Below are 19,587 nucleotides of genomic sequence, written 5' to 3' on the forward strand. Positions count from 1 at the left end.
CGCATCACGCTTCGATAGCGGCTTCCTCCAGCCACGAGAGGGCACACCCGACCTCGCTCGCGACAAGGGTCACGCCGAGCCCGGCCATCAGCAGCGCGCGCAGCGCTTCTACAGTTAGGCCTTGTTCCATTGCGCGACGCGCATGAATCTTGAAGGGGAACTCATGCCCCAAGACGGCAAGCTGCGCCGCGAGCACGGCTTCACGAAGGCCGCCGTCGACAGCGGTGGACGCCGAGACCGCGACGCGCATCCTCTTGTAGTGCTGCATGGCTTCCGGATTCGCGTCCGCCAATCTCCGGGACGACGGGATTCGTTCTTTTTTCTTCATGAAAAGAATGCTGTAGGTAATGTTCACCGAGTTGCAGCGGCGCCGCATATCACTGACCGTCTGGAGAGAACGATGCGGCCTCGAGCGAGGGGACTTTCGCGCGACGGGTCGACTAATGCGAGGTGTCTTCCCTGGCTGGGCGAGACCGCAAGCGGCCGGCCGCGATAGGCGGAGGTTATGCTTGTCTCGAAGCCGGAATCAATTCATTGAACGAAGTTTCAACCAATGAAACTAAGCTGCGAGAAAGCGACGACGCGTTCCAACTCATGAGTCGGTTAGTGCAGCAGAAGACGCTTGCACAACGCAGACATCTGCGGCTACGTGATTTTGCGTTGGGCGTCGTTGTCCACATCGATCCATGTAAGGGAAAGTACTATGGAATATCCGTGCGCCGCTGACGACAAGAGGAGGTTGTCGTTCATACCTACCTGCAACAGGATCATCAATGTCCGAGGGACTTTCCAGTGATGCAAACCAATCGAACCGACATCGCCGATCTAATCTATTTTCTCGCCATTGCCCGACACAGAAGTTTCAGTCGTGCGGCGATCGAGCTGGGCGTCAGTGCTTCCGCGCTCAGCCATGCGCTGAAGTCGCTCGAAAACCGGCTCGGGGTTCGTCTGCTGAACCGTACGACGAAAAGCGTGACGTTGACGGCGGCCGGCGACGCGCTCGCGACATCGATCGGACAGCCATTCGAGGCGATAGACAGTGCGATGGAGACGTTGAATCGCTTCCGCGATGCACCGGCAGGTCGCATCCGTTTGAACGTTGCCGTCGAAGCCGCAACGCTCCTCGTCGCTCCCGTGCTGCCCACGTTTGTCGAGCGGTTTCCCGGCGTGGAACTTGACATCGTTGCGAGCAACCGGATGGTCGACGTGACGGAGGGTGGGTTTGACGCAGGTATCCGGTATGGCGGTACTGTGCCGGAAGACATGATTGCCCAGCGGCTATCCGCTGATATTCGTTGGGTTGTGGCAGGCGCGCCGGCATATATCGATCGATTCGGTGCGCCTGTCCATCCCAACGATCTCCTGCATCATCGTTGCGTGAGCAATCGGCTTGGCGATGACCGGATCTATCGTTGGGAGTTCGAACGGGCCGATGAGAAGCTCTCTGTAACCGTTCCATCTTCCATCATCGTCGACCATGCGGAAACGGGCCTGATTGCCGTGCTGGGCGGAGCAGGGCTCATGTACTTTCCCGAACCGCTTGTCGCACCCTACGTCAACGAAGGCCGACTGCATATCGTCCTGTCGGACTGGGCCCCTTGCGAGCCCGGTTTCCATATCTATTACTCGAGCCGGCGTCAGGTTCCGACGGGCCTTCGTCTGTTGATCGAACTGGTGCGGGAGCTTCGACCGCTTGGCCTATGATGATGGCATCGGCAGTTGGCTTCAGTGGCTCAGTGGGCTGTAAATCCGCCATCGACCGGCAAGCCGACGCCCACGACGAAACTCGCGCCGGGACTGCACAGCCACAGCACGGCGGCGGCCACTTCATCTGCTCGTCCAAGGCGACCTATGGACTGTTCCTTCAGTATCGCCTCCATGGCATCGGCTTGCCGCGTCAGCATGTCCTGAACCATCGGCGTATCGATGGTGCCGGGACAAACGGCGTTGATGCGTATGCCGCGAGACGCATATTCGACAGCAGCGCTCTTCGTCATGCCCAGCACCGCATGCTTGGTTCCGTGATAGGCAGCACGTTCGGGCAGGCCTACCAACCCGCCGAGCGAGGAGTTGTTGACGATCGCGCCGGATCCCTGGGCGCGCATCACGCGCAGTTCGTGCTTCATGCTTGCCCAGACGCCGAACTGGTTGACCGCCACCACGCGCCGGAAATGATCGACTGGCTCGTCTGCCGCATCGCTGGGCGGTACCTGGATGCCGGCGTTGTTGAATGCCATGTCGAGCCGGCCATATTCCGCGACGGCCCGGTCAACCGCAGCAGCGACCTGGGCTTCGTCGGTGACGTCGCACGCGACGCCTGTCGCAATGCCGCCTTCGTCGACGATCTTTCGTGCTTCGCGCACGGCGAGATCATTATCGCGATCGGCCAGGACCACGGAGGCTCCGCTTTGCGCAAATGCACGGGCTGCGGCGAGGCCCATGCCCATCGCAGCTCCTGTGACAAAAGCTACCTGACCTTTAAAGTCATAGACTGGATTCATGTTGTATTTTCTCGTGGACGATTTTCGAATTCGATGGCTTTCGCGCTCAGTCGCGTGGCGGAGTGAGGGTCGGCGGACCATCGGGAAGTGGCGGAACAATCCCGTCGACTGGATGAGGCACATAAGGTGCCTCCAGTGCGTCGATTTCATCGGAGGTCAGCGAGAAGCCGAGCGCCCGGATTGCCGTTGCCAGATGCTCCGGCTTCGTCGCTCCGATGATTGGAGCGGTAACGCCGGGCTTCGCCAGCAGCCACGCGAGCGCGACGTGCGCCCGTGGAACGCCGTGATCTTTGGCAAGCCTTGTCACCGCTTCGATCACCTTCCGGTCCTGCGCCTCCGTCTTCAGGTACATCTGGAGGGCGAACGCATCGTTCTTTGTACGGTTGGTGTGTTCGCTCCAGTCGCGCGTCAACCTGCCGCGTGCAAGCGGACTCCATGGAATGACGCCGACGCCCTGATCGATGCAAAGGGGCAGCATCTCGCGCTCCTCTTCGCGATAGAGCAGGTTGTAATGCGGTTGCATGGAGATGAAACGCGTCCAGCCGTTTCGCTCCGCAGCATGCTGCATCTTCGCGAAACGCCATGCTTGCATTGACGAAGCGCCGAGGTAGCGCGCTTTTCCGGCTTTGACGATGTCGTGTAAGGCTTCCATCGTCTCCTCGACCGGCGTGCCAGGATCGAAGCGATGGATCTGGTACAGATCGACGTAGTCCATGCCGAGTCGCTTCAGGCTGTCGTCGATCGATTGGAACAGCGCCTTGCGTGAAAGAAAGCCGGTATTGGGCGAATTTCTCCACGGAAAGAATGCCTTAGTCGCGACCACGATTTCGTCGCGTCGCGCCATGTCGCGAAGCGCGCGCCCGGTAATTTCCTCGGAACTGCCTCCCGAATAGATGTTCGCCGTGTCGAAGAAGTTGATACCTGCGTCGAGTGCCTGACTAAAAAACGGGCGAGACGCCGCTTCATCCAACGACCAGGGCTGGGGCAGACGGGCGGGTTCCCCGTAGCTCATGCAGCCCAGACAAAGGCGTGAGACCTTGAGGCCGGTCTGGCCGAGATTGACGTATTGCATGTGTTTTTCCGGATAAGCGAGATTTCGGACAACGACGATCCGCTGTCATATAACTCTGATGTCGACCCAGACAGGAAGCGGGTCAGACCTGCACGTCAAAGAGGTAACGCGGTGCTCGCCTGTCATATGGAATGCGCGTCTCGAGCGGCTCCAGTAGACGCACGAAGTTTGATCGCGATGGGCAGGGCGCACAGGGCGAGAATCGCGCTGAACAGAAAGATGGCGCCGAGCCCCGTTACATCGGCGACGAGGCCGAGCAGAGGCGCAAAGACGCCGAGCGCGAGATCGATAAACGCAGTGTAGATGCCTATGGCCAGACCTCTGGCGCCCGTTGGCGCCCTTGCTACAGCCTCCATGCCGAAGCCTGGATAGATGAGCGCGTAGCCGAATCCCGCCAGCGCCGTCCCTGCAAAGGCGAGCCATGCAGCCGGCGCGGCCCAGACGAGCACCATGCCGGCGCTGTAGACGGTGACGAAGATAACGGCAGTGCGTGTACCGCCGAGCCGATCGGGCAATGCGCCGAAAAACACGCGTGCAACCATCAGTGCTGCGGCGAATGAGGTAAACGACAGCCACGCCGGTTGCCAGCTGCGTTGAACAAACAGCAGCACTGAAAAAGCGGTCATGATGCCGTAGCCAAGACCGGGAAAAGCCATGCCCAGCCCCGGCAGCCAGACGGCTTTCAGCACTTTCCTGGCGATTCCCCCCTTTTCGGACCGCGTTCTGGCATCCGGAAGCCGACTGATCAGGACTAGCGTCACGACTGCGCCAGCGGAGGTGGCGAGGCCGATCGAAGCAAACCCGAATTTTTCGAACAGAAAACTGCCGAGCGGTGCACCAGCGGCCAGTGCAACGAACATTGAGGTTCCGATCCACGCGATCATTTTGCCGACGTTGCCCGGACCGGCAAGCGCGAGGCACCAGCTTTGTGACCCAGTCATGATGAAGCTCTCGCCGCCACCGAGCAGCGCACGACCCATAAACAGGATCACGATGGACAGTGTCGGCTTGCCCGAGAACGTGAGGGACAACAGGTACAGGAGTCCCGCCGCCATGGTCAACCCAAGCCCTGCGGAAACGGCGAACTTCGGTCCCCGCCGGTCTGCAATCGCGCCGGACCACAGGCGGGAGACCAGCGATGACGCGAACTGGGCGCCGGAAACCAGACCGACCGTAAAGGTTCCAAAGCCGAGATCGTGGTGGATGCGCAGCGGCAAGGCGGGCAGCGCCGCACCAGTGACCAGAAACACGGCGAATACGCAACTTATCAGCGAGAACAAAGAGCGGTCGGCCGTTGCCGAGCGATATTGCGGTGGTGTCACGGGCATTTCCATCGAGTGGCGAGCGGTCAGCGCCGATCGGTTACCGCATCGTGCGCTCCAGTTGGCATCGAATCTAGCGAAATGGTGGCGGCATGTTTAGCCGGCGTTCGCTTGATGGACCGATGAACATCATTCACAAAACCGCAGCGACCGCGATGAATGCGTCGCCGGTTTGAGGTCGGCCGCCTATTGTTGAGCGCCATTCACAGCCCCATCAAACCAACGGTGGGTTTCGAACAGCATCCTTCCCGCTAGAGTCACCGTTGTGGCACATCGCTGCAAACCCGGGGGAAGAACGCTCGGATGCGCGATGTCAGGCCCGCAAACCAGAATCTGCAACCCACATCGTCAGCATCAGAATGCAATACGTACACCTCGGACGCTCGGGCCTGAAAGTCAGTCGTCTCTGTCTTGGCACCATGAATCTAGGCGATGTCGTGGACGAATCCACGAGCTTTAACATTCTCGACCTCGCGCTGGATTCAGGCATCAACTTCATCGACACGGCCGACGTGTACGGCGGCCCACAGTCACCCGACCTTGAAAAAGGCTTCGGCATATCCGAGGAGATCATTGGACGCTGGATCGCTCAAGGCGGCCGCCGTGACCGCGTCGTCCTTGCGACCAAGGTCTATCAGCCGATGGGCACTGGGCCGAACGACAGGCGCCTGTCGGCCTACCATATCCGCCGCGCCTGCGAAGACAGCCTGAAGCGGCTGAAGGTCGATCATATCGACCTCTACCAGATGCACCACGTCGACCGATCGACGCCCTGGGAGGAAATCTGGCAGGCGATGGAACTGCTGGTCCAGCAGGGCAAGGTGCTTTATGTCGGCAGCTGCAATTTCGCCGGCTGGGACGTTGCGACCGCGCAGGCCGCGGCCCGTTCGCGTCAGTTCATGGGACTCATCGCCGAACAGAGTCTCTACAACCTGTCCGCGCGAACCGTCGAACTCGAACTGATCCCGTCGTGTCGCCACCATGGGCTGGGCTTCATTCCGTGGAGTCCATTGGGCGGCGGGCTGCTGGGCGGCGTATTGCACGGGGCGCTTGAGGGGCGGCGCGCCACGCCCGAGATGTCACGCAAGATTGCATGCCACCGGCAACAGTTGGAAGCGTGGGAATCGCTGTGCGAGGACCTTGGCGAGCGCCCCGCAGATGTCGCGCTAGCGTGGCTGCTCCATCGCCCGGCTGTGACCGCACCGATCGTAGGGCCGCGAACCGTGGAGCAGGCGAGATCTGCATTGCGGGCGCTCGATATCGCACTGTCCGACGACACACTTCGCTGCCTCGACGAAATCTGGCCAGGTCCCGGCGGCGCCGCGCCCGAAGCGTATGCATGGTAAGCCGTGAAGCGGAAATGGTCGCGGCCGTTCAACCGCCATGCGCTTACTCCAACGAGAGGAATGAAGACATATGGACGATTCTGAACAACTGAATGCGAAGAGGCGACATCTGCTGATCGTCGGCGCTGTCTCCGCCGTCGCGCCTTTCCTCCCCGACGGCGCAAATGCGCAGGCGCCGGGTGCGGATGCGGAGCCGGGCGAGTTGCCGTCGGCGATGACGAACACAATGGGCGTCGTCCTCAAGGTCAATGGAAGCGATCGACGGATCGACGTCGATCCCCGGACCACGTTGCTCGACGCGTTGCGGGAACACCTACATCTGACTGGCACGAAGAAGGGTTGCGACCACGGGCAGTGCGGCGCATGCACGGTTCACGTGAACGGTGTCCGGATCAACGCGTGCCTCAGCCTCGCGGTGATGCATGACGGCGATGACATCACAACGATCGAGGGGTTGGGTACGCCATCCGAACTTCATCCGATGCAGGCCGCGTTCATCAAGCACGACGGATATCAGTGCGGCTACTGTACGCCGGGTCAGATCTGTTCGGCCGTTGCGGTGTTGGACGAAATCAAGGCCGGAGTGCCGAGTCATGTCACGGACGATCTGATGGCGCCCACGGGAGCGACGCGTGCCGAGTTGCGCGAACGGATGAGCGGCAACATCTGCCGTTGCGGCGCATATTCGAACATCGCCGATGCGATGGCCGAATTCGCGGGGAGTCGCACATGAAGGCGTTTACCTACGAGAGGGCGAAAAGCGCTGCGGAAGCGGCGAGCATCGTCGCGCAGCGCCACGGAGCAAAGTTCATCGCCGGCGGCACAAACCTGCTGGACTTGATGAAACTGGAGATCGAGACGCCGACTCACCTCGTCGACATTCAGGACATCGGGCTCGACCATATCGACGACACACCGGAAGGCGGACTGCGAATCGGCACGCTCGTGACCAATACGGCGCTTGCGTCGCATCCTCGAGTGCGACGCGATTATGGGGTACTGGTGCGTGCGATAGTTGCGGGCGCATCGGGACAGTTGCGCAACAAGGCCACGACCGGCGGAAACCTACTCCAGCGCACGCGTTGTCCGTACTTCTACGACTCGAACCTGCCGTGCAACAAGCGCACGCCCGGCTCTGGCTGTGCGGCGATCGGCGGATACACGCGGCAACTCGCGATAATCGGCGGGAGCGCCAGCTGCATCGCGACGTATCCGGGCGATATGGCCGTTGCACTGCGTGCGCTCGACGCATCGGTGGAAACCGTTCGCGGCGACGGACGGGCGAGGACCATCCCGATCGCCGATTTCCATCGATTGCCGGACACGACGCCGCATGTCGAGACTGCGCTTGCGCCCGGCGAGCTCATCACGGCCGTGACGCTGCCGCGTCCGATCGGCGGCCGTCAGCTTTATCAGAAAGTCCGCGATCGGGCCTCATACGCGTTCGCGCTCGTGTCGGTCGCCGCGATCGTTCATCCGGACGGCAGCGGCCGCGTCGCGCTGGGCGGTGTCGCACCGAAACCGTGGCGCATCGCATCCGCAGACGCCGCGGTGCCGCGCGGGGCTGCCGCCATCACGAGCGAGTTGATGAAAGACGCGCAGCCGACGCAGCACAATACGTTCAAGATACCGCTGGTGGAGCGCACGCTCGCCTATGTGATGGAACGAGCGAGGGGCTGATCCATGAAGTTCGACACGCCTGCAGGGCAGAATCCCATCGATCGGCTGACGGTCGTCGGTCAGCCGCACGACCGCTACGAAGCCCGGTTGAAGACAACCGGGACCGCAACCTATGCGTACGAGTACCACGACATCGGGCCAAACGTCGCTTACGGCTACATCCTGGGCGCGGGCGTTGCGAAGGGGCGGATCTCGTCCATCGACACGCGGCGGGCGCAGGCAGCGCCGGGCGTGCTTGCCGTCGTCACATATCGAAATGCCGGTGCGCTCGGCGTCGGCAAATTCTATGTGCAGCGGATGCTCGCGGCGCCGGACGTCGACCACTATCATCAGCCGGTGGCCGTCGTCGTCGCGGAGACCTTCGAGCAGGCACGCGCGGCATCCGCGCTGATTCGCGTCCAATATGCGCGGAGCCACGGCCAGTTCGACCTCGAGGATCAGATGCAGACGGCGCCGGTCGCGCGCCAGATGGCGTTCGGCGGCCCGACCGATACGCGTGTCGGAGACTTCGAGCAGGCGTTCGCCGATGCTGACGTCCGGGTCGACGAGACCTATACGGTTCCCGACCAGGCTCACGCAATGATGGAACCGCACGCGTCGATCGCAAAATGGGACGGCGACCGCGTCACGTGCTGGACGTCCATCCAGCAGATGAACTGGGGTACGCGCGACCTTGGCGCCATTCTCGGCATACCGCGCGAAAACGTCCGCTTGATTTCGTCGTTCGTCGGAGGTGGATTCGGCGGCAAGGGTACTGTTCAGTCGGATCTCGCGCTCGCCGCGGTCGCGGCGCGAATCGTGCAGCGCCCGGTCAAGATCGCGTTCCAGCGTCCGATCATGTTCAACAACACGATTCACCGGCCGAAGACGATTCAGCGGATCCGACTGGGCGCGACCCGCGACGGAATGCTCACCGCAATCGGCCACGAAAGCTGGTCGGGCAATCTCGCCGACGGGCGTACCGAGCCCACGACGTTGTCCACACGGATGCTCTATGCTGGCCCGAACCGGCTGACGCGCGTTCGACTCGCGACGCTCGACCTGGCCGAGGGCAACGCGATGCGGGCGCCCGGCGAAGCGCCGGGGCTGATGGCGCTCGAAATCGCCATAGACGAGATGGCGGAGAAGCTTGGGATAGATCCTGTCGAGTTTCGCGTCCGGAACGACACGCAGGTTGATCCCGAACATCCGGATCGGCCTTTCTCGTCGCGCCCGCTCGTCGAGTGCCTGCGCAGCGGCGCCGAACGTTTCGGCTGGAACGCACGACAAGCGCGGCCCGGCCAGGTTCGCGACGGTCATTGGCTCGTCGGTCTCGGCATGGCAGCAGCGATCCGCGGCGCGCCCATTGCCAAGGCCGGCGCCCGCGTCCGTCTCGACAGCCGGGGGATCGTCACGGTCGAAACCGACATGACCGACATCGGGACCGGAAGCTATACGATCGTTCAGCAGACCGCTGCCGAAATGATGGGCGTACCGGTCGATCGGGTCGTCGTCCGATTGGGTGATTCGAGCTTTCCGGAGACGCCCGGTTCAGGAGGGCAGCAGGGCGCGGCCTCCGTGACCGCAGGCGTCTACGCCGCATGCACGAAACTGCGTGAGAGGGTTGCTCGGCGCCTCGGTTTCGATATTGCCGAGGCCGAGTTCGCCGCAGGCGAAATCCGATCCGGTAGCAGAAGCGTTCGGCTCGCGCGCGCGGCAGACGAAGGACCGATCGCTGTCGAGGAAAGCATGGAGTTCGGCGACTTGTCGAAGCAATACGCGATTCAGACGTTCGGCGCCCACTTCGCCGAAGTCGGAGTGAACGCGTTCACCGGCGAGATCCGCGTGCGCCGCATGCTGGCCGTTTGTGCGGCCGGCCGCATACTCAATCCGAAGACAGCACGCAGCCAGGTGATCGGCGGAATGACGATGGGAATCGGCGCCGCGCTGATGGAGGAGATGGCGGTCGACAAGCGACTCGGCCTTTTCATCAATCATGACCTGGCGGGCTACGAGGTGCCGGTTCATGCCGACATACCGCATCTCGACGTTGCTTTCATCGACGAAGTCGATCCGGTCATCTCACCGGTCAAGGCAAAGGGCGTCGGAGAACTCGGTCTCACCGGCGTCGCGCCGGCGGTAGCCAACGCCGTCTACAACGCGACTGGCGTGCGTGTGCGTCAATATCCGATCACGCTCGAGAAGTTTCTTGATCGATTGCCGGCACGGGCTTGACGCTTCGGGCAGAGAGATATGGGGCCTCCATCATTCGACGTCGTTATAACGGCTTTCTCGCGAGACGGATTTGCCGTTAGGCGCGACGGGGCCGCTCAAAGATTTCTACGCGCAACGGTACTGGTCCTAGCCGTCGGCTTGCTAGCAGTACCGGCGCAGGCGACTTCACAGAAGGAATCCAAAGACATGGCAAACACTCAAACGTCTCTTCCGAATGCGGCTGAAGCGCTGACCGACAGAGAACAAACTATCGTGCCCATCGCGGCGTTCGCCGCCGCAGGCGATATCGACAAACTCACTGCTGCGTTGAACGAGGGGCTCGACACCGGTCTGACGATCAGCGAGGTTCGGGAAATCCTGGTGCAGCTCTATGCTTACGCGGGTTTTCCGCGCAGCCTCAATGCGCTCGGTGCGCTGATGAAGGTGGTGGAGACGCGCAAGCAGACGGGACTGCACGATGCGGAAGGTCAGGCGCCGGGTCGTCCGGTGCCGACGGGCGACGCATTGCTTGATGCCGGCACGGCGAACCAGACGAAGCTGTCCGGCGGGCCGGTGAAAGGCGCATTGTTCGATTTCGCACCGGCGATCGACCGATTCCTGAAGACTCATCTGTTCGGCGACATTTTCGAGCGCGACAATCTCGATTGGCAGAGCCGTGAGCTGGCGACGGTAAGCATGCTCGCCGCGCTGACCGGGGTCGATTCACAGCTGCAAGCGCATATGCGAATCAGCATGAACGTCGGGCTTTCTGCTGGTAAATTGAAACAGCTCTGCGAGGTATTGGCCGATCGCGTAGACCGAGAGGCCGCACGACGCGCGGACGAAGCGTTGGAGCGACAACTTGCGGCAGCGATGGGTCACTAAGGTCGCTGTGCTACATCATGCACCGATTCGCTCGGCTCGGGTCAACGTTCGTGGTCCATTTGCATCGGTGACCAGTGGCATGCCGCGACTTGCCGAGTCTTACGCTCGGGCGAGAGCCCGACTCAAACGCATTGGAAGACGATGGACTAAGACCGGGCAAGCTGGTCCCCAATGGATGTAGCCCATCGATAAAATGGCATCTAGACTCATTCGCCGAAAAGCCGCAAAAAGGTCTCCCGCAACCAGCCCACTGCAGGGTCGCCGTGGAACCGCCGGTGCCACACCATGGACACGTCGAAGCGGGGAAATTGTACGGGCGGGGCGAGCAGTTAAAGTTCGACGTGCTCTGCGACGAGTGCGGCAAGGTTGCTTGGCACAACGGCCACCAGATCGCTGTTCGCGACAACCGGGCCAATAGTCAAAAAGCTATCAACGCGCATCGCGACAACCGCCTTTACTCCGGCCCCCGTCAACACCTTCTCTACCGCCGATGCGCATGCCCGTCTTCAAGGAAATAGGTCTCGTGTTCGACGCGACATCGGCAGCGGCGCATCGTGAGCATGCGGGCCTCTTGGAGAATTCCGGCATACAAATGATCGACCTCACGCCCGCGGCGATCGGACCTTATGTGGTGCCGGTCATCAATGGAGAGGCTCATCGTGGCACGAAGAACATCAATATGGTCACTTGCGGTGGCCAAGCGACCATCCCGATCATAGCCGCCGTATCGAAAGTGACGCGGGTGCACTATGGCGAGATCGTTGCGTCTATCGCCAGCCGTTCCGCAGGACCCGGAACGCGCGCGAACATCGACGAATTTACCGAAACCACGGCGCGCGCGATCGAGGTCGTGGGCGGCGCAGAACGTGGTAAAGCGATCATTATACTCAACCCCGCAGAACCGCCGCTGATGATGCGCGATACGGTGTTCACGTTTAGCGAACATGCGGACGAGCGACAGGTGGCGGACAGCATTGGCGCAATGGTTGAGAAGGTACAGAGGTACGTGCCCGGCTATCGCGTCAAGCAAGAGGTGCAATTCGAACAAGCAGAGGTTGCACTGCCGGGAGCGGGTCTTATCCGTGGATTAAAGACCACCGTGCTCCTGGAAGTGCGGGGAGCGGCGCACTATTTGCCGGAATACGCCGGCAATCTTGACATCATGACCTCTGCGGCGGCGGCGTGTGCGGAATCGCAGGCGTTGGCGCTCGTTGTCGGGTGACGGAGTGAACGTGAACAAGAAACTATATGTCTCGGACGTCACTCTGCGTGACGGAAGTCATGCTGTGCGGCATCAGTGCAGCGTTGCCCAGGCGGTGCAGATTGCCAAGGCCTTGGATGCCGCGCACGTCGATTCCATTGGGGTAGCCCATGGCGACGGGTTAGCGGGATCAAGCTTCAACTACGGATTCGGCGCCCACTCGGATCTCGAGTGGATCGAGGCGGTCGCCAATGTCGTGGAACATGCCCGAGTTGCGACGCTGTTGCTGCCGGGTATCGGTACCGTGCACGATTTGCGCAACGAGTTTGCGGCCGGCGCCCGAACCGTGCGAATTGCCACGCACTGTACCGAGGCTGACGTATCGCGTCAGCACATCGAGACGGCTCGCGCCCTCGGGATGGACACGGCCGGGTTCCTGATGATGAGTCACATGGCGAGCCCCGACCGATTGGCGCAGGAGGCGTTGAAGATGGAGTCGTATGGCGCAACGTGTGTCTACGTGGTTGACTCTGGCGGCGCACTCAGCATGAATGAGGTACGCGAGCGTTTTCGCGCATTGAAGCAGGTGCTGAAGCCAAGCACGCAAACAGGGATACACGCACATCACAACCTGAGCCTCGGCGTCGCGAACTCGATCGTCGCTGTGGAAGAAGGGTGCGATCGTATCGACGCGTCCCTCGCCGGTATGGGCGCCGGTGCCGGCAACGCACCACTGGAGGTTTTCATTGCTGCCGCGGAGCGTCTCGGGTGGGTCCATGACTGTGATCTGATGGCGCTTATGAATGCGGCTGACGATATAGTCCGCCCATTGCAGGATCGGCCCGTGCGCGTCGACCGCGAGACGTTGGCGCCGGGCTATGCTGGCGTTTATTCGAGCTTCCTGCGTCATGCAGAGGCTGCCGCGAAACGATATGACCTCGAGACTGTCGATATTCTCGTTGAATTGGGACGCCGAAGAATGGTCGGCGGACAGCAGGACATGATCGTTGACGTTGCCCTGGACCTTTTGCAAGCACGAAGTTAAAAACAAACTGCCAGTTGAGCAGTGTCGGGGCTGCCGCCAGTCACTGCCGCTGTTGCGGCTTCGCCATGATCAGCAGAAGAGCTCACGCGGTCGATTACGGTAATGTTGGATCGCTGTTCAATTCTTTCGGCCGCGGGGGGCGCGCGAGGCGTGGCGCTCATTCGGCTGAGGGAGGCGGCCCGCCTTTGTTGCATTTTTGTCGTCACCGGCTACGCCCCGCGTCTGTTCTACATCTTTGCGGGACACGCTCTCACGGAAATGCGATGCGCGTATTGCGGCGATGACTAAGGTCATTGTTGCGGATGAGCCCGTCTTCACGTCTTCACGAGACGAAGAAATGGCGAGGCCCCGAGCCAACCCCCACAGTGCACGAATTATCAGAATGGCATCATCGGCGTCGATGCCGCGCGCCGTCAAATGAGGCAGCCACAGCGCCTCAATTGCCGTGCGCTGCGACGCCGCAAGCGTAATGGCCGTGTCGCCGACGAACGTGTGACGGCGGGTCGACAGAAATATATCAAGGTAAATGAGGAATTCAGGCGTCGAATAGAAGCGTTGCGCGCTGTTCGCGATCATCACAAGGACATCTTCCTTGCCAGTGTCCTGTGCGGCGTCCCGCTTCGCCAAGTCCAGTACGCGCGTAGACAGGCGCTCGAGCACTGCGACGACGAGAGATTCCTTGCTCGCAAAGTGATGGAGGTAGCCACCGAGGGAGATACCAGCCTCTTGTGCCACAGCGGCGACCCGTAGCGCGGCGTAGCCATGTTGCGCGAGCAACCCGGTCGCTGCAATCAAAATCTGCTCACGTGTGGCCTCTTTCCGCTCGCTACGGAGAATCTTCTCGTCACGGGCCATTCGCTACACCTCCGATAGAGTGGGTGGGGACTAGCAAAGCGGAACCGCATGCTCGCTTGAGTACGGTCCGCAGAACATGGGTGGACGTATTTGCGTCCGCGGCGCTGACGCGGCCGAATGTTCGCTGGGGCGCTGTCACATGTCAAGAGGCGCCGAGACGCGGTGGAGGGCGCAATGTTACGCCTTTGTTCGCGAATGCTCGCGATGCTTGTTAGTTTTGACAGTACGTATATACTGTCGGCGAGGTGTGAATGAATGTGCCTTGTTCGACGGTCAGTCATTCGAGCCCAAGACGGCCAACGCCTCTACCAACATTACATAGGAGGATTTGCAGGAATGGGACAAATGCAGGGAGGAAAGAAAGTCACCGGTCCCAAGGTCGACTTCAAGGCCATGGCAGACTGGGGCAACGCGAACTTTCATGCCATCGCGGGATGGATACTGGCGCATCTGCGGTGGCAGTCCGAACCAGGTTCGACGTTCTGGATTAAGACCGGAACGGGGTACGGCGATAACATTCGCGCGCTCTTGAGCGGGGAGGTGGATCTCACCATCACGACTCCATATAACCTGACACCGGAATGGGCCATCGCTGGCAGCCACTACTTTGCAGATGACGGCCCGGCACCAGTCATCCGGTCGTTGGGCTGGCTTCCCCAAAACGATCGACTTGTCTTCGCGATTCGAGAAGACACTGGCATTACCTCTTTCCAGGACCTGCGCGATCGCAAGTTCCCCCTCAAGCTTGCGAGTGGTTTTCGTACGCCCGACAATCTGATGATGTGGGTAATCGATAGGGTTCTGGAAGAGCATGGCATCGAGGTTGAAGCGTGGGGCGGCGAGTGGGTAGAACATGATTTCCCTCGGATCTGCATACCGTTCGTGACGAAGGGGCAGGCGAATGCCGTGATAAATGAGGCGATCGTGGTTCCGCAATGGCGCGAGTTGGTTGAAAAAGTTCCGATGCGATTCCTGTCGTACGAGGCGCCCGCGCTGGAAGCGCTCACCCAAAAGTATGGGTTGCGGCCCGGGATTCTTCCCAAAGGCTATCTGCGGGCGTCTGAAGACGTGTCATGCCTGGACTGGTCGAACTGGGCAATCTTGGTGCGCGAGGACATGGACGAGGAACTTGCCTACCTGGTTACCTCGATCATGGTTGAGCAACGCGCCGAACTTGAGGCGCGCTATCGCCACCAGCCGTCTGACATTGCGGCAATGACCTATCCGATCGATCCATATGTGATGTGGCAGGGTGTCGGCGCGCCGCTTCATCCCGGTGCTGAACGCTACTATCGGGAACACGGTTATATGGAATAGGAGAGGGTCAGTATCGCGAATTTGATAGGGTCGCCGAACGGCGACCCTGCATCGCCCGGCTGCTTCACATCCCGCAAGACATCTGATGAGAAATTGACGCAACGTCGCAAAAAGTCGCGCAACGATCAATCGTCAAATCGATGAAAGCGGCTCGAATGTCTTCGCGCCGCACCGCTGTGGAAGCGGCCCCGCTACAGAATGTGGCACGGAATCGCAAAAAATGAGGGAGACAATGGTGAATCAACGATCGCCAGTGGGCGCGATTCAGGCTGGAAATGGCGCGGAGAGCACGGTTCAATCCAGTGACGGGGCGGCGGAGGCAGCCGGCCGGGTGTCACGCTATCGCTATTTCGTACTGTTGATCTTGACGATCACCTACACGGTAAGCCTTATCGATCGTCAACTCATAGCGATCATGATCGAACCTGTTCGACGTGATCTTCACCTGTCCGACACGCAGATCGGACTCCTTTCCGGACTGGCCTTCGGCCTGTTTTACGCGTTGGCAGCAATCCCCCTATCGAGGATCGCAGATAGTTGGTCAAAGAGCCGGCTGATTGCCGGATGCCTCTGCCTTTGGAGTATCGCGACCGCGGTGTGCGGGCTGGCGGGGTCCTTCGTTCACATCTTCATCGCTCGAGTCATCATTGGGGCGAGCGAAGGCGGCGCAAGTTCCACGTCGCAAGCATTGCTGGCCGACCATTTTCCGCCTCGACAGCGTGCAACCGCTCTTGGTGTTTATGCCGTCGGGGTCCATGTGGGCGCAGGCTTGAGCCTCGTGCTCGGCGGGCTGTCCGTCCATATCCTCGGATGGCGCCAAACGTTCTTGATCCTAGGGATACCGGGAATCATCCTGGCGCTGGTTCTTTTTTTGACCTTGCACGATGTCCATGACCATCGCAGAAGCTCTGTACGGGACGCCCTTCCAGGTTTCACCACATCGCTGCGCATCGTCGCGGCGCGGCCCGTGCTCCTCCTCACCGCATGCGGCTATGGTCTGTCGATTCTTGCCAGTCAGGCGCTGCTCAATTGGTTCCCGGCTTACATGATGAGGTATTACGGCCTGTCCGCTCGTGAGGTAGGGCTACGTATGGGTTTGGTCGCCGCCGCATCGGGTGCGATCGGAGTAGCGCTCGGGGGCAAGCTCGCTGACATTTTGGCGCGCAAGCGCCCGGCGAACCGGGCCCACGTCGCCGCAGGCGCAATCATCGCGGCCGTACCAATGGGGGTACTCTCCGTAAGCGGTCTTTCGGAACAACAAGCCTTCGTTTGGTTTGGTGCTTATGTTTTCGTCGCCGGATTCGTGGCGGGGCCTGCGTTCGCGATTGTCCAGAATGTCGCGCCACCTGCGTTACGCAGCCTTGCCGCCGCCGTCGCATCAGCGACGACCGTTGTCATTGGTCAAGCAGTTGGTCCATTCGCTCCCGGCTTTCTTAGTGACATCATGGCCCGGTTTGATGTCGCACAACCGCTTCGCGCGGCCCTGATTGCTGTCATCTCATGTAGTGCAGCGGGGGCGATCGTCTTCCTAGGTGTTGCAGCAAGCATACAACGCGATGAGGAGCGATCGAGTGGGCAGCGGTAGCCGATGTCTGCGTATTCGTTGAACAGAAGCATCTATGTTTTCGTCCTTTCTAGTCCCAGGCACATGGCAATCGCTAGTGCAGAGGGCGCACAGCGGAGACCGTTATTCCGTTAGCTGTAGGCGGATGTAAATCGGTGTCAGCTAAGGCTGACGGGAGGTCAGATGGCATGTTCTTTCAAGGGGTTCATGTGGACCAGATCTGCCAGTGAAATTAGGAAACCGAACGATAGTAAATTGGAAAGAAAATTGTAGTGAAATTGAACAAGGCCGGATTGCTTATAGAGATATCGTTCATCGTCGTCCTTTAGGATGCTGGAGTTCATAGATACGTATACAAGCTGAGAAGCGCACAAAAGGAGGAGGCAGCTTGAGAGCTAGACGAATTGTCGCCGTATCGCTGTGCAGTTTCACCGGATCGGTATATGCGCAGAGCTCCGTCACTTTGTACGGGATCGCGGACGTAGGTTTTACGTACATCAACAAGTCGTCTTCCGCTGGAGCTAGTGGCGCGCAATACTCGCTGGCGAGCGGAAACCTGCAAGGAGATCGCTGGGGGCTGCGTGGGGTCGAGAAGTTAGGTGAAGACCTCGAAGCGCTCTTTGTCCTCGAAGGTGGAATGACTATCACGAACGGTATGCTCGCTCAAGGAGGAGACTTGTTTGGGCGGCAAGCTTATGTCGGATTGTCGTCGCGACTGGGCACATTGACGCTCGGTCGTCAGTACGATTCCATCGTCGACTACACGAGCGTGTTTGCCTCAACATCGCAATGGGCGTCGCGCTACGGGGCGCACCCCGGTAATCTTGACAATAACCTGCCGGCGTATGTGATCAACAACTCGATAAAGTTTGCCAGCAAAACATACGCAGGCTTCAGGTTTGGCGGCCTTTACAGTCTGGGTGGAGTAGCGGGAAACTTCAGCCGCAATCGAATCTGGTCGATTGGCGGCGCTTATTCTCGCGACTCGCTTCAAGTTGGTGCTGCGTACTTGAACGCCAAGGACCCGAACTTCTCCTACTTCGGAAATAACGCGTCGTCCAGTGCAACGGCGTCTAATATGACGGGCAGCACAGTCTATTCCGGCTATGCTTCTGCCGACACGTTGCAGATCATCTCGGTCGGCTTTTCTTACACGGTGAACGCCGTGACGCTCGGTGTTGCGTACAGCAACACGCAGTTCAAGAACATCGGCGCGCTAGCCGGACTTCCCGCTTCCGGTGCTGGTGGCACCGCAAAATTTCATAACGCAGAAGTCAACATTAAATTCCGAATCACGCCGTTCTTGGTCGCCGGAATTGCATACAACTACACTGACGGGTATGGAGCCAACCATGCCGCGTACGATCAATTGACGTCGGGCGTCGACTACTTCCTATCCAAGAGAACTGATATCTATCTTGTCGGTGTCTATCAGCACGCCTCGGGAACTGATTCGACCGGGCGGCAAGCCGTCGCAAACATCGCTACCGTGTCACCATCATCGTCGGCAAACCAAGTCCTCGCGACGCTAGGCATCCGACACAGGTTCTGACGATCATGGTCGAACAACATGCCGAACTGGATGTGCGTTATCGGCACCAGCCGTCCGACATTGCGGCAATGACCTATCCGATCGATCGATCCCTAGTGATGGGGCACGGTGTCGTCGCGTGGTCCGTATAAACCCGTGTTGTCAATGACATTAGGCATGCATACCATAGATAATTAGAGGGCTAATTATAGACGGAGATTCAAGCAGGGACGGATTGTGTTTGGGGAGGTCATCCATTAGGCGGTTGTCTTATTCGCCTATGATGGTTTTCCGATCGAATGCCGTAGCTCATAGGAGGAGGTGCAACGTGATGTATTCAGACCTGTACGTAGACGAGCCCTTGGAGACCATCGAGAGAGACTGGAATTACTTTCAAGACACGTTGGTCAAGCAATTTTTTGGATTCAAGGAGGTTGGCGACAACGTGGTAGGGATTCGTCTTGTCGAAAACCGATCGCTGCAAGACATCGGTCAGGGGAAATCGAGCCCGATCGGACTCGTGGAGACACGCAAGAACTTTGAAATCGGGCCGAGCGGGGTCGTGGAAGTGCCGCGCACTCCCTTCTCCATTCACGTCACGCGAGCCGGTACGCCGCACCACGCGCAGCACGTGTTTGGGTACTGGCACATCAATGACAAAGATGAAATTATCATCACGCTTCCTCCCGAAGAAAGCCAACCGGGTCGGCTCGTCGTTGTCATGGGTAAGCCGACTGGTCGGGAGACTGATCGCTTTGCCTGGTATTGCGAAAAGTGCCTGACGCTGCTCTTCATGCGCGAGTGCAGGACAGGCGAAGATTTTAGGAAATTCTGGGGCGCCGAGCTGGCGGCAGTACGTGAATTCAATGCGAGCCCCAAGCATCAAATCTGCCCTGATTGCGGACACAAGAATCCTTTGGGCTATTCGGCCATGCAGCCTGCGGATCGACCTGAAGAAAGGGCTGCGAGGTTGCAATGGTGAGCCGCGGTTTCGTTCCCTCAGCCTCGCCTATACCGGCTCCGGATATGTCGTTTGCGCGACTTCTCGCAGACGCGACCGTAGGTTGGCAGCAGC

General features: G+C 59.9%; 16 protein-coding genes and 1 pseudogene. 12 read left to right on the forward strand and 5 right to left on the reverse strand.

Going from position 1 to position 19,587, the window contains the following annotated elements:
• Nucleotides 1-4: 4 nt before the first annotated feature.
• Nucleotides 5-355: a carboxymuconolactone decarboxylase family protein gene (locus tag H3O04_RS00475; protein ID WP_202586824.1), complete on the reverse strand. Its 351-nt coding sequence runs from the start codon at nt 353-355 to the stop codon at nt 5-7.
• 440 nt (nt 356-795) lie between these two features.
• On the opposite strand from H3O04_RS00475, the gene H3O04_RS00480 reads away from it, so the two are divergent.
• On the forward strand, nt 796-1,704 hold the full coding sequence (locus tag H3O04_RS00480; RefSeq protein ID WP_202586825.1) for a LysR family transcriptional regulator: 909 nt from the start codon (nt 796-798) through the stop codon (nt 1,702-1,704).
• 29 nt (nt 1,705-1,733) lie between these two features.
• Here the strand turns inward: H3O04_RS00480 and H3O04_RS00485 are convergent, their stop codons facing one another.
• The 3 genes from H3O04_RS00485 to H3O04_RS00495 all read right to left on the reverse strand — a co-directional run bounded on the left by H3O04_RS00485 (nt 1,734) and on the right by H3O04_RS00495 (nt 4,901).
• Entirely contained in the window at nt 1,734-2,501 is a 768-nt protein-coding gene (locus tag H3O04_RS00485; RefSeq protein WP_202586826.1) for a glucose 1-dehydrogenase, read from the reverse strand.
• A 46-nt stretch (nt 2,502-2,547) separates the two neighbouring features.
• Nucleotides 2,548-3,573, reverse strand: coding sequence for an aldo/keto reductase (locus tag H3O04_RS00490; RefSeq protein ID WP_202586827.1), 1,026 nt, complete (start codon nt 3,571-3,573; stop codon nt 2,548-2,550).
• A 122-nt stretch (nt 3,574-3,695) separates the two neighbouring features.
• Nucleotides 3,696-4,901 (reverse strand): arabinose transporter, encoded by a 1,206-nt coding sequence (locus H3O04_RS00495; protein ID WP_237666117.1) that lies wholly within the window; start codon nt 4,899-4,901, stop codon nt 3,696-3,698.
• Between the two features lie 353 nt (nt 4,902-5,254).
• Here H3O04_RS00495 and H3O04_RS00500 point away from each other — a divergent pair, with 353 nt between their 5' ends.
• The 7 genes and pseudogenes from H3O04_RS00500 to dmpG all read left to right on the forward strand — a co-directional run bounded on the left by H3O04_RS00500 (nt 5,255) and on the right by dmpG (nt 13,245).
• Nucleotides 5,255-6,241, forward strand: coding sequence for an aldo/keto reductase (locus H3O04_RS00500; RefSeq protein WP_202586829.1), 987 nt, complete (start codon nt 5,255-5,257; stop codon nt 6,239-6,241).
• Nucleotides 6,242-6,311: 70 nt separating this feature from the next.
• On the forward strand, nt 6,312-6,974 hold the full coding sequence (paoA, locus tag H3O04_RS00505) for an aldehyde dehydrogenase iron-sulfur subunit PaoA (protein ID WP_202586830.1): 663 nt from the start codon (nt 6,312-6,314) through the stop codon (nt 6,972-6,974).
• Entirely contained in the window at nt 6,971-7,921 is a 951-nt protein-coding gene (locus H3O04_RS00510) for an FAD binding domain-containing protein (protein WP_202586831.1), read from the forward strand. The genes paoA and H3O04_RS00510 overlap by 4 nt, the downstream gene beginning before the upstream one ends.
• Nucleotides 7,922-7,924: 3 nt before the next feature.
• Nucleotides 7,925-10,135 (forward strand): aldehyde oxidoreductase molybdenum-binding subunit PaoC, encoded by a 2,211-nt coding sequence (gene paoC, locus H3O04_RS00515; RefSeq protein WP_202586832.1) that lies wholly within the window; start codon nt 7,925-7,927, stop codon nt 10,133-10,135.
• Between the two features lie 186 nt (nt 10,136-10,321).
• Nucleotides 10,322-10,999, forward strand: a complete 678-nt coding sequence (locus tag H3O04_RS00520; protein ID WP_202586833.1) for a carboxymuconolactone decarboxylase family protein — start codon at nt 10,322-10,324, stop codon at nt 10,997-10,999.
• Nucleotides 11,000-11,489: 490 nt separating this feature from the next.
• Nucleotides 11,490-12,221: pseudogene (locus tag H3O04_RS00525) on the forward strand (acetaldehyde dehydrogenase (acetylating)); the annotation flags it as partial.
• 10 nt (nt 12,222-12,231) lie between these two features.
• Nucleotides 12,232-13,245, forward strand: a complete 1,014-nt coding sequence (gene dmpG / locus H3O04_RS00530) for a 4-hydroxy-2-oxovalerate aldolase (protein WP_202586834.1) — start codon at nt 12,232-12,234, stop codon at nt 13,243-13,245.
• A 117-nt stretch (nt 13,246-13,362) separates the two neighbouring features.
• Here dmpG and H3O04_RS00535 read toward each other — a convergent pair whose 3' ends face one another.
• Nucleotides 13,363-14,100 (reverse strand): TetR/AcrR family transcriptional regulator, encoded by a 738-nt coding sequence (locus H3O04_RS00535; RefSeq protein WP_202586835.1) that lies wholly within the window; start codon nt 14,098-14,100, stop codon nt 13,363-13,365.
• A gap of 336 nt (nt 14,101-14,436) precedes the next feature.
• Between H3O04_RS00535 and H3O04_RS00540 the strand changes: the two genes are divergently transcribed.
• From H3O04_RS00540 to H3O04_RS00555, 4 genes are all read left to right on the forward strand, one after another.
• Entirely contained in the window at nt 14,437-15,417 is a 981-nt protein-coding gene (locus H3O04_RS00540) for a TAXI family TRAP transporter solute-binding subunit (RefSeq protein ID WP_202586836.1), read from the forward strand.
• Between the two features lie 232 nt (nt 15,418-15,649).
• Nucleotides 15,650-17,002, forward strand: coding sequence for a spinster family MFS transporter (locus H3O04_RS00545; RefSeq protein ID WP_202586837.1), 1,353 nt, complete (start codon nt 15,650-15,652; stop codon nt 17,000-17,002).
• 367 nt (nt 17,003-17,369) lie between these two features.
• Entirely contained in the window at nt 17,370-18,533 is a 1,164-nt protein-coding gene (locus H3O04_RS00550) for a porin (RefSeq protein ID WP_237666103.1), read from the forward strand.
• A gap of 307 nt (nt 18,534-18,840) precedes the next feature.
• Nucleotides 18,841-19,494 carry a hypothetical protein gene (locus tag H3O04_RS00555; RefSeq protein ID WP_202586838.1) on the forward strand — a complete coding sequence of 218 codons (654 nt, stop codon included), beginning with the start codon at nt 18,841-18,843 and terminating at the stop codon, nt 19,492-19,494.
• The last annotated feature ends 93 nt before the right edge of the window (nt 19,495-19,587 follow it).

The organism is Burkholderia sp. KCJ3K979 (assembly GCF_016759955.1).
Taxonomy (GTDB): domain Bacteria; phylum Pseudomonadota; class Gammaproteobacteria; order Burkholderiales; family Burkholderiaceae; genus Burkholderia; species Burkholderia orbicola.

Coding starts and splice junctions, on each gene's coding strand:
- H3O04_RS00480 (WP_202586825.1), top strand. CDS start 796: ATGCAAACCAATCGAACCGACATCGCCGATCTAATCTATTTTCTCGCC.
- H3O04_RS00485 (WP_202586826.1), bottom strand. CDS start 2,501: ATGAATCCAGTCTATGACTTTAAAGGTCAGGTAGCTTTTGTCACAGGA.
- H3O04_RS00490 (WP_202586827.1), bottom strand. CDS start 3,573: ATGCAATACGTCAATCTCGGCCAGACCGGCCTCAAGGTCTCACGCCTT.
- H3O04_RS00495 (WP_237666117.1), bottom strand. CDS start 4,901: ATGCCCGTGACACCACCGCAATATCGCTCGGCAACGGCCGACCGCTCT.
- H3O04_RS00500 (WP_202586829.1), top strand. CDS start 5,255: ATGCAATACGTACACCTCGGACGCTCGGGCCTGAAAGTCAGTCGTCTC.
- paoA (WP_202586830.1), top strand. CDS start 6,312: ATGGACGATTCTGAACAACTGAATGCGAAGAGGCGACATCTGCTGATC.
- H3O04_RS00510 (WP_202586831.1), top strand. CDS start 6,971: ATGAAGGCGTTTACCTACGAGAGGGCGAAAAGCGCTGCGGAAGCGGCG.
- paoC (WP_202586832.1), top strand. CDS start 7,925: ATGAAGTTCGACACGCCTGCAGGGCAGAATCCCATCGATCGGCTGACG.
- H3O04_RS00520 (WP_202586833.1), top strand. CDS start 10,322: ATGGCAAACACTCAAACGTCTCTTCCGAATGCGGCTGAAGCGCTGACC.
- H3O04_RS00535 (WP_202586835.1), bottom strand. CDS start 14,100: ATGGCCCGTGACGAGAAGATTCTCCGTAGCGAGCGGAAAGAGGCCACA.
- H3O04_RS00540 (WP_202586836.1), top strand. CDS start 14,437: ATGGGACAAATGCAGGGAGGAAAGAAAGTCACCGGTCCCAAGGTCGAC.
- H3O04_RS00545 (WP_202586837.1), top strand. CDS start 15,650: ATGGTGAATCAACGATCGCCAGTGGGCGCGATTCAGGCTGGAAATGGC.